At 45.5% G+C, this 14,876-nt stretch carries 10 protein-coding genes; 4 read left to right on the forward strand and 6 right to left on the reverse strand.

All coding sequences use genetic code 11. The annotated features are described in order from the left end of the window. Positions 1 to 10 precede the first annotated feature (10 nt). The 4 genes from CPIN_RS32470 to CPIN_RS32485 form a co-directional block, all read right to left on the reverse strand. Complete coding sequence (locus CPIN_RS32470) at positions 11 to 3,424, reverse strand: TonB-dependent receptor (RefSeq protein WP_187294714.1); 3,414 nt, start codon at positions 3,422 to 3,424, stop codon at positions 11 to 13. A gap of 249 nt (positions 3,425 to 3,673) precedes the next feature. Further along, entirely contained in the window at positions 3,674 to 4,771 is a 1,098-nt protein-coding gene (locus CPIN_RS32475) for a FecR family protein (protein WP_012794134.1), read from the reverse strand. Between the two features lie 91 nt (positions 4,772 to 4,862). Continuing rightward, positions 4,863 to 5,426, reverse strand: a complete 564-nt coding sequence (locus CPIN_RS32480) for an RNA polymerase sigma-70 factor (RefSeq protein WP_245552052.1) — start codon at positions 5,424 to 5,426, stop codon at positions 4,863 to 4,865. Between the two features lie 377 nt (positions 5,427 to 5,803). Next, complete coding sequence (locus CPIN_RS32485; protein ID WP_012794136.1) at positions 5,804 to 6,214, reverse strand: hypothetical protein; 411 nt, start codon at positions 6,212 to 6,214, stop codon at positions 5,804 to 5,806. A 335-nt stretch (positions 6,215 to 6,549) separates the two neighbouring features. Here CPIN_RS32485 and nagB point away from each other — a divergent pair, with 335 nt between their 5' ends. The 4 genes from nagB (at position 6,550) to CPIN_RS32505 (ending at position 11,265) form a co-directional block, all read left to right on the forward strand. Then, positions 6,550 to 8,475: a glucosamine-6-phosphate deaminase gene (nagB, locus tag CPIN_RS32490; RefSeq protein ID WP_012794137.1), complete on the forward strand. Its 1,926-nt coding sequence runs from the start codon at positions 6,550 to 6,552 to the stop codon at positions 8,473 to 8,475. 86 nt (positions 8,476 to 8,561) lie between these two features. Next, positions 8,562 to 8,996: an HD domain-containing protein gene (locus tag CPIN_RS32495; protein ID WP_012794138.1), complete on the forward strand. Its 435-nt coding sequence runs from the start codon at positions 8,562 to 8,564 to the stop codon at positions 8,994 to 8,996. Between the two features lie 123 nt (positions 8,997 to 9,119). Further along, on the forward strand, positions 9,120 to 10,013 hold the full coding sequence (locus CPIN_RS32500) for a class I SAM-dependent methyltransferase (protein WP_012794139.1): 894 nt from the start codon (positions 9,120 to 9,122) through the stop codon (positions 10,011 to 10,013). Between the two features lie 283 nt (positions 10,014 to 10,296). Beyond that, positions 10,297 to 11,265 carry a YpdA family putative bacillithiol disulfide reductase gene (locus tag CPIN_RS32505; RefSeq protein WP_044223035.1) on the forward strand — a complete coding sequence of 323 codons (969 nt, stop codon included), beginning with the start codon at positions 10,297 to 10,299 and terminating at the stop codon, positions 11,263 to 11,265. Between the two features lie 67 nt (positions 11,266 to 11,332). On the opposite strand, the gene murB is transcribed toward CPIN_RS32505, so the two are convergent. Together murB and priA are read right to left on the reverse strand one after the other, a co-directional pair. After that, positions 11,333 to 12,349 (reverse strand): UDP-N-acetylmuramate dehydrogenase, encoded by a 1,017-nt coding sequence (gene murB / locus CPIN_RS32510; protein WP_012794141.1) that lies wholly within the window; start codon positions 12,347 to 12,349, stop codon positions 11,333 to 11,335. A gap of 71 nt (positions 12,350 to 12,420) precedes the next feature. Beyond that, a complete protein-coding gene (gene priA, locus CPIN_RS32515) occupies positions 12,421 to 14,868 on the reverse strand; it encodes a replication restart helicase PriA (RefSeq protein ID WP_012794142.1) in 2,448 nt (815 codons plus the stop codon). Positions 14,869 to 14,876: the final 8 nt, after the last annotated feature.

A 14,876-nucleotide genomic window follows, 5' to 3' on the forward strand; every position in this document is an offset into this window, starting at 1 on the left:
CTTTCTGTTTTTAGAGTCCAACATTAATACCTACTGTTACCACGCGGGCAGGAGAATACACGTTAGAAGTAACGCCGGTGAATGCCTGTGCTACGTTCATACCCTTACGCGCTGTTTTCAGATACAGGTTCTCACCACTTGCAAAGATGTTTGCATTGCTGATACGCATAGCAGATGTCCATGCTTTAGGCAGGGTGTAACCAAGGCTTACTCTTCTCAGGTTCAAATAAGAAGCACTGGTCAACCAACGGTCGGAAGTACCAGCATTTATATTCGTTGTATTACTGAACTGCAGTTTTGGTACATCAGTAATATCACCCGCTTTCTGCCAGCGTTTAAGCGCATCTACATGCAGTGCAGAACCATAGGTACCACCATGCATCAGACCCATATAAGTCTGGTCATATACTTTACCACCGATCTGGTAGCTCACTACGAAAGACAACTCGAAGTTTTTATAATTGAAGGTATTCGTGATACCACCATATACATCAGGAATTGCAGAACCTGCATAATGGAAACGTGCGTTGCTGATCAGGATAGTAGCAGTATCACCGTTTTTAGTTACGCGGGTATTCCTGTTGTTAGGATTGATCGTTGTGTTCTGTGCTCTATAAAGTGGCGCACCATCTTCCGGATCTACACCCAGGTACTCTCTCAGCCAGAAATCATACTGAGACTGTCCCACCATCAGCTTCTTAGTTCCGGTAACAATCTCTCTTTGAGGCTGCTCAGTAATTCCGTTTTTATAGGTAGTCGCATTCAAATTGATATTCCATTTGAAATCTTTATTGCGTACCACATCCACACCTACCTGTAATTCGAAACCTTTGTTCCACATCGTACCGATGTTTTTGCTTTCGTATTTCAGACCGCTGGAAACCGGTGCCGGTACTCGGAATAACAGGTTACCGGATTCACGGTGGAAGTATTCGATACTACCGGAAACTCTTTCTTTCAGGAAGGAGAAGTCTACGCCCACATCAAATGTTCTGTTCTGTTCCCAAACCAGATTGCTGGCGATAGAACGCTGTAAAACACCAGGCTCGCTTGCATTCGCATAAGGATCATATAAAGCTTGCCATGCATAGTAAATAGCATTGGCATTTTCATCCAGCAATGCATCGTTACCTACTACACCATAAGATGAACGTACTTTCAACAGATCGATCCAGCTGATGTCTCTCATGAAGTTCTCTTTGTTCACTGCCCATGCAGCACCTACAGAGTAGAAACTACCCCAGCGAAGTAACTGGGAGAAACGGCTGGTACCATCACGACGATAGGAAGCAGAAGCAAAGTATTTCTCATCGTAGTTGTAAGTTGCACGGGTGAAATAACCGTCAGTGCGGTATTTATCCGTACGGGAGCTCAGTGAGTTGGTAGTAGTGAAGTTGTCCAGTTCTGTAGAGGCGCCATCCACGATCACTGTCTGTCTTGCACCATAGAGGTAGTTGTAGGTACGATCGAAATTCTCATGACCTAACAGTACATCTACATTGTGTTTACCAAAAGTACGGTTGTAGTTCAGCAACTGGTTAAAGGTAAAACCGGTTGTCATACGGCTGGTGCGGCTTGCACGACCTGCCGGCGCACCATCACCTACAGTAGTATTATCGAAAGTACCTACCAGGTCATTGGTTACGTCCACACCGATGTTAGTAGTGAATTTGAAATCACGGAGGAATTTCACTTCGCCGAATGTCCTTGCAGACAGCGCGTTACGTTTAAAGCTGTTGTCATTCAGTTCGGTTTCCTGAATGATGTGACGGCCTGCGTTCGCACCCGCTGGTCTTGCTACCTGGCCGCCCAGGGAACCATCACCCAGATCATAAATAGATTGACCATTTCTGTCCAGTACCAGTGCACCTGTTGTTGCATCATGCGCATGGATAGGATAGATCGGCCCCATGTTCCTGGTGAAGTTGAATGGGTTGATATATGCAGAGCTGTTATCAATCGTACTTGCCTGGTTTGATTTAGTAAATGTACCATTCACATTCAGACCTGTTTTGAACCAGGTTGTCGGATTGGCATTCACATTGATACGACCATTGATCCTTTCGAAATCTGATTTCATCACGAAACCTTTCTCTTTCAGATAACCAAGGGAGATGAAGTAGTCGTTTTTATCAGAACCACCGTTGAAACTAACGCCATAGTCGCCACGGCTACCATCGCGCAGGATCGCTTTTGTCCAGTCCAGATCTTCTGCATACAACAGTTTCGCATCCGGGTTTAATGTACCATCCGTACGTACGATATCATTGTTGGCAACGTTGAAAGGATTGTACCCCAGACGTGCCTTGATGTTGGTTGTAGCGCCCTGGTTAGCCTGCTCCAGCGTAGTGTTGCCGGTGAACAGTGTATTTCTGTAAGATTCCCACATCAGCGGATAATACTGATATGCATCTACACGATCGTATTCAGGAATTGCGCGGGATGTAACACCCTGCATGGCTCTTACCTGTACGTGGTTGCTGCCGCGTTTACCTTTTTTGGTGGTGATTATTACCACACCATTCGCAGCACGTGCACCGTACAAAGCAGAAGCAGAAGCGTCTTTCAGGAGGGACATGCTTTCGATATCGTCAGTGCTCAGGGAAGAGATATTACCTTCGAAAGGCACACCATCTACTACATACAGCGGATCGCTGGATGCGTTGATGGAACCCACACCGCGGATACGGATGCTTGGACCAGCGCCTGGCTGACCACTACCGGAATTCACCTGGATACCGGCAGCCGCACCTTCCAGGGCATTAAATACGTTGGAAATAGGGCGGGTCTGCAGTGCTTTGGAATCGATCTGGGTAAGCGAACCGGTAAATGTTTTACGGTTAGCAGTACCATAAGCGATCACTACTACCTCATTCAGACCTTTGGTGTCTATCTGCATGGTCACGTTCAATGAAGCACGGCCATTTACAGCCACTTCCTGATCGATATGACCAATATAGCTGAATACTAATACGGCGGTGGAAGGCGCTTCAATAGTGTACTCTCCTTTCATATCGGTAACAGTACCCTTGTTGCCTTTGGCGATCCTTACACTTACACCCACGAGCGGCGTACCTGCGGGATCAGTAACGCGACCTCTCACATTAATATCGGCTATCACTTCACTTTTAGGAGCGATGCCCACCAGTTTGTCAGACATTACACGAAAGGTAAGACCCGTGCTGTTCAACGCCGCGGCCAGTACCTGTTCAACAGTCTTATCTGTTACACTTACCGTCACCTTAGTATCAGCAGCGATCATATCATTGCTGTACACAAAGCGGTAGTCGCTTTGCTTCTCAATGATTTTAAGCAATTTTGCCAGCTTTACATCTTCCAGATTCAGCGTAAACTTATTCTGTGAGAAAACACTGGCAGACACCTGCATGCAGGTTACGAGCGTCAGCAAAAAGGCCAGTTTCATCAATAGAATTGCTTTTAGAAAAGATTTTGGTTTAGGTAAAAGAAGCAGATTAAGTCTGGTTTTTTCCATACTTTTAGATTGTTTAAGGTCAATAAAATGCACGGACAGGCTTCATCGCCAAATGAAACGTTCCTGTCATGCGCTGATCTTGGTTGAGAGGGGAATGTTGCCGCATCTCCCCTTTCTTTTTTTGTTCAATAGTTACTAGTCAATAAGTTCAATAGTCTTGCTACATAAGTAAAGGAGTATTTATCGTTTTATTATAATCTTCTTTTTGTCAATACTGTAGTGAAACGGAGATGTAAATCGTAGCGCTTCTAAAGTCTGTTCTACTGTTTCGTTAATAAAAGTCCCGGTAAAGCGGCTCTCTGCTAGCTGCTTCTCTTCAAAAATGATCTGCACATCATACCATCTTTCCATCTTGAGGGCAATGTCTTCGAAACGTTCGTTATTAAACACAAGGCAGTTTTCTTTCCATGCTGTTTCTGCAACCAGGCTGTCCGTAGGATTGACGGTTACTTCTTCCAGCCGGTAAGGGTCCTTGTCATGCACGTCCTGTATGCGGATTGCGGGCACTGTTTGCTGTTTTACTTCGTTCAGCAGTACGATTTTCTGATTTGGCGAAAGAATGACCTTTTTAGGAATATCCCCTTTAATAGTTACTTCGACTTTCCCCTGTATCAATGAGGTTTCTACTGTTTTATCCTCTTCATAAGCTCTTACATTAAATGTGGTACCCAGTACCGTAATATCCATCTTTTTAGTGTGGATGATGAATGGCCTTTGTTCATCTTTTTTTACATCAAAAAAAGCCTCCCCTTCCAATATTACCTGTCTGCTGTCGACCTGACCATAATCATAGGTCAGTTTACTACTTACGTTGAGATAGACAGTGGATCCGTCAGGTAATGTCACAGTAGAACGTGACCCGTGCCTGGTAGTGATCTCGCTGACCAGCTCTTTATTATCATGTTGTTTACGTTCACGCAGGCTCCATAATCCGCCCAAAACAGTGATCAGTGAGGCGGCAGCTACGAGCATACGCCATCTGTTGGTACGCAGCCAGGATTGCTTTCCTGCCGCTTCCTTCAGTATGATTTGTGGCGCTGCTACTACCGGAAAATCGGCAGGAAACAGTTCCTGCATGCGCTGCATATGTTTTTCCAGTGCAACTTCGGTATTTTCAGTGCCGTCAGGTGTATGCAGTTCCAGTTCTTTCATCAGAGATGCCTGATAACTCAGTTGCGCATCATCTTTCAGAATTTGTTCCAGTTCTCGCAGTTCATCTAATGTAGCCTCACCCGATATTTTTCTTCCCAGCAATATCCAGGTTCTGTCTTGACTCATAAACGTTTTTATGGGCTTTACATCTATTAAGACAGTGTTTTTTTGAGAATCTACTAAGTGTTTTGAAAAAAAATTTAACGAAAAATAAATATTAGCGTTTGGGTAAATATAAACGGAGGGATTCACTGATCTTTTTGCAGGCAATGGCCATCTGTACATCGATAGTATTTACAGAGATTTCCAGGATACTTGCTACTTCTTTGTACTTCAGACCGTCTTCACGGATCAGTTTATAAATCATTTTACAGCGCGGTGGCAGGTTATTTACCGCATCGGCCATCTTCCGGGCCATTTCGCCTGAAATCATCAGTTGTTCAGGTGTATTATCAGCAACGCTCAGGTCTACAGACAATTCATCGATACTAAAATGTTGTAACTGTTGCTGGTTCAGATAGTTGAGTGCAGTATTACGTGCTGCCACATACAAATACACCTTCAGGTTGCTGACCTGTAAAAGGCGCTCCCTGTTCTTCCAGATGTTCATAAAAACATCGGAAGCAATTTCCTCGGCCTGTTCGTTAGAACGCACGATAGAAGCAGCAAACTGGCATAAAGGCTTATAAAATTGCCTGAATAGTTGCCTGTAAGCCTGCTCATCTCCGGTGGCTATTCTTCCGGCGAGTATTTGTATGGTGGCATGGTCAGGTGTCTGCACTACTTTGGTTGATATTTTTTCTCTGCATGTTAAAAGTAGTCGAAAACCCTTCAAAATCACAACAGTGAATTAAAACCAGGAAACATATAATTTTTATCACAATAAGTTTCACCTGTTCCGGTAAGTGGTTGTCCCGCTGTTGGTGGCAGTATAAAATGTCGTGTCCCGGTCCTTAAATGTATATCTGCAAGGGAGATATATGAGAACCAAAATATTGAATATTCTACTTATAAAAAAATCCAAAACATTAAATTTTATGACATTATTAGCCTTAAAACTTATAAGTACCCTTTTTTTGTTGAAACTTAAAATGCCTGGTACTGATCCATAATATCAATACCAGGCATATGAAATAAGTTGAAACGAAATAATTGTAATCACGCTTTAGTGACCCACAGTGACCAGTCTTTGTCGAACTTATACCATTGTCCTTTTGGTCCTTCCCATTTCCACTCAGGTACTTCGGCCCAGTTAGCGCCTTTATCTGCACTCCACCACAACTTACCGTCGCCGATCTTCAGCCATTTACCCTCCTTATCAGCCCACATGCCATTTTCCACGGCAGCCCACTTTTTACCATTGGTGCTCCACCATAATTTTGCATTCTTATCTAACTTATACCAGTAAGTTTTGTTATCCATTGTTCCCTCCCAGATACCATCTTTCGCTTTTGACCATTCTTCAGCAATATAGTGATGCGCCACTGAAACAGGCGTTACTGTATTAGCTTTAAGGTAAGCGATTGATAGCAAACAGATACTGGTCATTAACACTAACGACTTTTTCATAAACATGACTTTTTTGAAGATAAATACCGGTACGTGACAACAAGGGCTTTTTTGTAGCGCCTCCGGCAGGATTGATTGAGGTTTTCTGCGGCCATGCCCTCTGTGGCCGTGTTTTTTAACTGCTTGCAGGTTAGATGATCATCTGTTATAATTAACGACATATGAAGACTGATGGTTTTCTCACAATTATGAATATTATGTTAAGGGTACTCTGTACATTTATCGAAATTTCACGTTTCCTGCTTAAACAAACCCATAATCTTCTATGTGAATAGAGAGATTTTTTTTAATTTTCCGTCTCGTTTTTAAACCGCATCTAATCCAAAACATTAATCATGACGCTTAATCATCAGGAAATTGAACTGATCGACAGTTTCGAACAGATAGCCGTGGATATATATCCTACCGCTAAGGACGGTTCCAGAGCAGTTGCGCAGGAAATAGCAGCACTGATTAAGGAAAGGCAGGCAGCTAACAAACAGGTTGTGTTAGGCCTCGCCACAGGTTCAACCCCTAAATATCTTTATGCAGAACTGGTAAGATTGCACAAAGAAGAAGGGCTGAGCTTCAAAAACGTGTTGACTTTCAACCTGGACGAGTACTATCCGATCGAACCAGATGCACTTCAGAGCTATAACAGGTTCATGAAGGAACAACTGTTCAACCACATTGACATTCCTGCAGGCAACTACTTCGTTCCGGATGGCACACTCCCAAAGGAAAAAGTAAAGGAATACACCGCTGAATACGAGCGCCGTATTGAAGCTGCAGGTGGTATCGATCTGCAGATCCTGGGTATCGGAACAAACGGCCATATCGGTTTCAATGAACCTGGTTCAACCCTGACTTCCCACACCCGCCTTGTAACACTGGATCATAACACCAGACAAGCGAACGCATTCGAGTTTTCCAATATCAGCCAGGTTCCTCGTCTGGCTATCACTATGGGGCTGAGCACCATCTTCAAAGCTAAACGTATCGTCCTGCTGGCATGGGGTACCCACAAAGCAAAGATCGTACGCAGATCTGTTGAAGGTCATAGCTCCGACCAGGTGCCTGCATCTTTACTGCAACAACACCCTGACTGTAAATTCGTGATCGACGAACAGGCCGCTGAAGAGCTGACCCGTTACAAAGAGCCATGGCTGACAGGCGACTGCGAATGGACGCCTAAACTGCGCCGCAAAGCAGTAACCAACCTTGCCCTGAAGCTCAACAAGCCGATCCTGATGCTGACAGACAGAGACTATAACGAAAACGGTCTGAATGACCTGATCGTACAATATGGTTCTGCTTATGAGCTGAACATCGAAGAGTTCAATGGTATCCGTGACACCATCACCGGATGGCCAGGTGGTAAACCAGGTACACAGCTGCCAAGCCACCCTGAACGTTCACAGCCTGAGAAAAAACGCGTACTCCTCTTCTCTCCGCACCCGGATGACGATATCATCTCCATGGGCGGTACCTTTATCCGCTTACATGAGCAGGGACATGATGTACACGTGGCTTACCAGACTTCCGGTAACATCGCCGTAACAGACGAATTCTTACTGCGTTACATCGACTTCGCAGTAGGTTTCGAAGGTATGTTCGATATCGACCGTAGCAAAAGCTCCCAGATCCTGGAAGATGCAAAAGCATTCCTCCGTGTGAAGAAGCCAAGCCAGAAAGATACGCCGGAGAACCGCGCTATCAAAGGTCTGATCCGTCGTGGTGAAGCAAAGGCTACCTGCCGCTACGTAGGTATCCCTGAAAGCAACATCCACTACCAGAACCTGCCTTTCTATGAAACAGGTACCATTGAGAAAAAACCTATGGGTGAAGAAGATATCCAGATGACCGTTGATCTGATCCGTGAAGTAAAACCTCACCAGATCTACTGCGCAGGTGACCTCGCTGACCCACATGGTACGCACAAAGTATGTCTGGAAATCATCTTCGCTGCACTCGACAGACTTAAGCATGAAGATTTCATGAAAGACTGCTGGGTGTGGATGTATAAAGGTGCATGGCAGGAATGGAACATCCATGAAATCGAAATGGCTGTACCAATGAGCCCTGACCAGGTATTACAGAAACGTCTCGGTATCTTCATTCACCAGAGCCAGAAAGACGTCGTTCCTTTCCAGGGTAGCGACCTTCGTGAATTCTGGGAAAGAGCGGAAGACCGTAACGCTAATACCGCTAACCTGTACGACCAGTTAGGTTTACAGAAATACGCTGCCATGGAAGCATTCGCAAGATATCACTTCATGTAAGCACCAGCTTTAAATAACATTTGCCCCCGTTCTTCAGCTGTAAGAACGGGGGCTTTTTATTGCACATTTTTTGCTAGTTTTAATGTATGACACTTGCTACTGCTATATCCATTGCTACCGAAGCCCATGCCGGCCAGCTCGACAAATACGGCGCTCCCTACATCGCACACGTCATGCGTGTAATGCAACTCGGTAAAACAGATGATGAAAGGATCGTCGGCGTACTGCACGACGTAGTGGAAGATACTTCCTGGACCTTCGGACAACTGATCGAAAAAGGACTCGCCCCACATCTCGTTGAGGCATTACGGTGTGTCACCAAACTCTCCGATGATGAAGACTATGATCACTTCATCAACCGCATCATCCCCAATCGCCTGGCCTGCCTGGTCAAGCTCAATGATCTTACTGATAACATGGACATCAGAAGAGTAACCGAACTAACTGAAAAAGATGTACCGCGCTTTAATAAGTACCTCAAAGCTTACAATAAAATTGCAGCGGTCATTTCCCGTAATTAAATATTCGCTACATTTAGGAAATCTAAAATTTCGACCAATATCTGTCGCGCTGGTAATGTAATGTTGTTGCTAAACCTGCTACGTTTGTAATCTGCCACTCTCAAATAAAAAATAATATCCGTTATGAGTCTGGTTCCTGCCAGCAAGGCTGCCACCTACTTAGCCTTATTACGCGCCATTGAATCTAACCGTCCTGCCAGCAAACGCTTGTTTGACGATCCTTATGCCAGGTTGTTCCTGTCTCCCGCTTTCAGATTGGTTGAAATACTCTCCCGTATCTCATTCCTCAACAACTTTATTTCCTGGTTTATTGACAGAAACTGGACCGGCGCCCTCACCTGCTGCTCTGCCCGTACCCGCCTCGTCGATGTAATGGCCACCAATACCATCCAGGATGAAGGTATCAACCAGGTCATCGTTTTCGGTGCCGGATACGATTGCCGCTCCCTGCGCCTGCGGATGAAAAAAAGGGTACAATTCGTCGAAATAGACCACCCCGATTTACAGACACAGAAACGGGACATCCTTTTTGAAACAAAAGCAGGCAGAGAAGCTACCGTCAATTACATCTCCGCCGATCTGCATACCCAGGACCTCGACCAGGTTATCCCGCAACTCTTCCAGAAAGGACATTACAAAACCATGTTCATCTGGGAAGGCGTTACCAACAGTCTCACCGCCCCTATCGCCCCTAAAGTATTCGACTACTTCAAACGCTTTCGTCCCGGCACCATCATCATTTTCACTTATGTTGACAAGGAAGTGCTGGAACATCCGGAGAAATTTACCGGGGCTGCCAGCGTTACCAGACTGCTGCAACGCAATAAGGAGTTCTGGAATTTCGGGATCGATCCTGCCAGTATAAAGACATTCCTGGCCTCCTATAACATGGAACTCATGTATAATCTCGACGCCTCCGCCTACCGGAAAATGTATTACGGTGATGATGCAGAAAACATGAAAGGATATGAGTTCTACAGGGTCGCCATGGCCCGGGTGACCGAACATTCCTGGTAAATATACCTGACGCTTTTCCGGTGTGTATAAATGACTATCGCTCAGACAGAAAGGAGAACTATTGTTTAAAAAATGATTGCTGCTTCGTATAATACCGTTATTACACCAGCATTATGCCGTTACCGCTTCGTTCCTGAACGGACAGATAACGGCGTAATTACGGCGTAGTAAGGGTTTAATGGTAGAAATACGTCAAAAATACGAAGAAATGAACCCTTTCCGGCGCACCGGCAGACACCCGGATACTAGTTATTCCGGGCATTCATTCGTAATTTTAACCATTATGCAGATTTACGATCTATTAATAGTAGGGGCTGGTCCGATTGGCATCGCTTGCGGACTGGCGGCACAAAAGGCAGGATTGAGTTATGTTATTGCGGAAAAAGGATGTCTGACCAATTCCCTGTATAATTATCCTCTGTACATGACCTTCTTTTCCACCTCGGAAAAGCTGGAAATCGGCGGTATTCCCTTCGTCTCCATCAGCGCAAAACCTATCCGTCCGGAAGCATTGGAATACTACAGACGCGTCACCATCTCCAATCAGCTGAATGTGCGTTTATTTGAGCCTGTAGACGGTATAACACGCGAAGGGGAACTTTATCATATCAACACCGATAAGGCCTCCTATGTGGCTAAAAACGTCATTATAGCCACCGGCTTTTATGATATTCCCAATATGCTGCACGTACCGGGTGAACACCTCGCAAAAGTGAATCACTATTACAAAGACCCACACTTCTACGCCGCCCAGAAAGTAGTGGTGATCGGTGCAAATAATTCCTCTGTGGACGCCGCCCTGGAAACCTGGCGGAAGGGTGCAGACGTAACAATGGTGATAAGAGAAGACGGAATCGGCAAACGCGTGAAATACTGGGTAAAACCGGATATTGAAAACCGTATCACAGAAGGTAGTATCAAAGCATATTATCACTCCAATATCAAAGCGATCAGGGAAAATGAAGTAGATATCCAGACGCCGGATGGTCTGATCACAATAGAAAATGATTTCGTGCTGGCCCTGACCGGGTACCAGCCTAACTTTAATTTCCTGGAGAAAGTAGGGATCACCTTATCCCGCGATGCAAAAAAGCATCCTACTTATAACCCCGATACCATGGAAACGAATCTGCCCGGTGTTTATCTGGCAGGCGTGGTATGCGGCGGTATGGATACGCATGTCTGGTTCATCGAAAACTCCAGGGACCATGCAGATAAGATTATTGGACATATAACGGGTAAGCTCCCTTAGGCGCTTACCTGTTATAATTAGGAATTAAGAATTAAGAATTAAGAATTAAATGCAGCGGAGGAGGGTGTTAAATGATATTCACCTCTCTTTCGAGTGCAACGCCAAACTTTTCCTCAACACTGTCCAGCACTTGCTGTGACAAATGATAGATCTCATTGCCGGTCGCATCGCCATAGTTTACCAGTACCAATGCCTGACGGGCATGTACGCCTGCATCTCCCTCTCTGAAGCCCTTCCATCCACACTGCTCTATCAGCCAGCCTGCTGCCAGTTTAAATTCACCGCCTGCTACCGGATACGCTACGATATGCGGGAATGCTGCTTTCAAAGCCTCATGCTTTTCAGCAGGTACGGTCGGATTCTTAAAGAAGCTGCCCGCATTACCGATCTTCGCAGGATCTGGTAATTTGGAACTGCGGATATTGATCACCGCCTGGCTGATTGCCTGTATCGTCAGGTCCTGTACGCCCATATGCTTCAGTTCCTCTTCTATAGCGCCATAGCTGGTATTTAATTTCGGATGTTTGGATAAACGATAAGTCACAGAAAGGATACCAAACTGCCCTTTATACTGACGCTTGAATACACTCTCCCGATAGCCGAAATGACAATCCTGGTTGTTGAATTTTACGATGGTATGGTCCTGCAGATGATAGGCTTCCAGTTCATGAAAACAATCTTTTATTTCCACCCCGTAAGCCCCGATATTCTGCATTGGACTGGCGCCTACATTACCAGGAATCAGTGACAGATTCTCCAGTCCTGCGCGGTTGTTTTTTATACAATCCATCACAAAGCTATGCCAGGTCTCACCGGCGCCGGCTTTCACATATACATAATCGTCATCTTCCCCTACTACACTAATGCCTTTGATCTCATTTTTCAGGATGATGCCGTCAAAATTCTTTGTGAACAATACATTACTGCCGCCACCCAGTATCATATGCTCCAATCCCTGCTGTGGTGGCGTTTTGAGTAGTTGTTCCAGTTCAGCAGCGTTGGAAAAAGACGCGAAAAAACGTGCCTGGGCAGCAATGCCAAACGTATTATAAGGCCGGAGCAAAACATTTTCGGATATGCGCATATGATCGTACAATTTAGGGTAAGGCTGCTATGCAGCGTTTATCAGGCGACAAATATAGTAAAACGAGTGTCTCAGACACAATCCACATCCGGTACGATGAAAACCGAACGGAACTGCTTTTCTGCCAGCAGTCTGATAAAATGTTCCTGCACCATTCGTTTGGTATCAGCGATCACCTTGGAGTCGCGGGGCAGTTTAATCAGCATTTCCTGCAGATAGTTATTGCGCACACGTCCTACCAATGGTATAGCAGGCCCCACCAGTCTTGCGCCGATATGCGGTCTTAACCAGTTGCCCAGTACCTGTGCCGCCTGTTCGACCGTTTGCTGGTTTTTATGCTTGAGGGTTATTTTCAATAATCGGGTAAAAGGCGGATAACTGAAGTTTTCTCTTTCCGCTATTTCTGCCACATACATGGCCTTGTAATCATGTGTAGTGACATAACTCAATACCGGATGACGGGTATTACTGGCTTGTATAATCACCTTTCCTTTACCATGTTTCCTGCCCGCACGGCCACTCACCTGTTCCATCAGCTGGAAGGCCCGTTCATTCACACGGAAATCAGGAAAACTCAACAAACTATCTGCACTCAGGATACCTACCAGGTTCACATTGTCAAAGTCCAGTCCTTTCACCACCATCTGCGTCCCTACCAGGATATCGATATCCCGTTGTTCCAGCAGCTGAATCATTTTATTATGACTGTCCTTATTACGCACGGCGTCCATATCCATACGGGCGATACGCGCTTTAGGGAACAGCTGTTGCAGATCATCTTCGATCTTTTCTGTACCAAAGCTTTTCGGATTGAGCGTCTGACTACCACAGGCCGCACAGGTCTGTGGATAAGGATAACGCGTACCGCAATAGTGACAATGCAGTTTATCCTGGTTCTTATGATAAGTCAGTGATACATCACAGTTCTTACAACTGGGGATCCATCCGCAGGTAGCACACATCAGGAAAGGTGCATAACCGCGTCTGTTCTGAAAGAGAATCACCTGGTTGCCTGCTGCCACACTGTTATTAATAGCGGCATTCAGTTGCGGCGTGAAGTTTTCCTGCATACTCTTTTCTGCACGTTCTTTCTTCACGTCAACAATGGCAATTTCCGGCATTTCCAGTCCGCCGAAACGTTCCGACAGTTCCACCAGCCCATATTTCCCCTGTTGGGCATTAAAATACGATTCCAGTGAAGGGGTGGCAGAACCTAACAGTACCTTCGCGCGAAACAGACCGGCATAGTAAATAGCGGCATCTCTTGCGTGGTAGCGGGGAGCAGGATCCTGTTGCTTATAGGAAGGGTCATGTTCTTCATCCAGGATGATCAGACCCAGGTCCTGAAAAGGCAGCAGCAGACTGGAACGTGCCCCTAGCAATATCTTCAGGTCACCATTCTTTACCTTGTTCCAGATCTCTACTCTTTCGTTATTATTAAAACGGGAGTGATAGATCCCGATTTTATTACCAAAATGTTTTTGCAGGCGGCGAACGATCTGCGCGGTCAGGGCAATTTCCGGGAGCAGGTAAAGCACCTGTTTACCCATGGCCACATACTCTTCGATCAGTTTGACATAGAGTTGGGTTTTACCGCTGGAGGTGACTCCATGCAGTAAAGTAACCGGTTTGGCAGCAAAACTGTTGCGTACTTCCGCCAGTGCCTTTTCCTGTGCAGGACTCAATTTGAAATCTATCTGGGCTTCTACCTTACCACCGCCGGGAACACGATCTACAACCCGTTTTTCTATCCAGAGGATGTTTTTATCTACCAGTCCTTTCAGCTGGGCGGTAGTAGCACCTGATTTCTTTAATAATTCAGACTGCAGTACACTACCCTGTGTTTTGATCAGGTGCAGATAAGCCAGCAGCAGTTCCATCTGCTTGGGCGCTTTGGCCAGTTCGTTGAACAGGGGCGCCAGCAGTTCTTCATCTTCATACTGGGTGTGCAGCTGTACGTAGTTCTCTTTTTTCTCTTTATATACCTCTTTCAGTTCTTCATATACCAGCAATACGTTCTTTTCTATCAGTTTTTTGATAGTGGAATAAACGTCTGCTTTATCCAGTATGAGCTGCACTTCATCGATCCGCAGTTCTTTACGGATGTTGAGGGCTTCTGCTACCAGGTATTCATCATCATCGAGGTTAGAGAAGTCGTCGCCATAGGCGTCGTTAAAAAGGAGGAGTGTTTCGCTGGAAAGTTTCAGATGGGCAGGCAGGGCGGCATTGAGTACCTCCCCTTCTGTGCACATATAATAAGAAGCGAGCCATTGCCAGAATGACAGCTGCGTAGGATATACGACAGGGTCTTTATCCAGCATATCCAGCAGGGGTTTAGTCCTGTAGTCAGCAGGCGCCTGTTCATGAATCGCTTTTACAATACCTGCATATTTCTTCTGTTTGCCCAGTTGTACGGCCACACGGCTACCTGCCTTCAACGATTCCTCCATATGCGGAGGTACCGCGTAAGTATAATTTTTTGGCAGGGCCAATGGCAGTATGACGTCAGCAAATTTCATCCGGCAAT

Source organism: Chitinophaga pinensis DSM 2588 (assembly GCF_000024005.1).
Lineage (GTDB): Bacteria > Bacteroidota > Bacteroidia > Chitinophagales > Chitinophagaceae > Chitinophaga > Chitinophaga pinensis.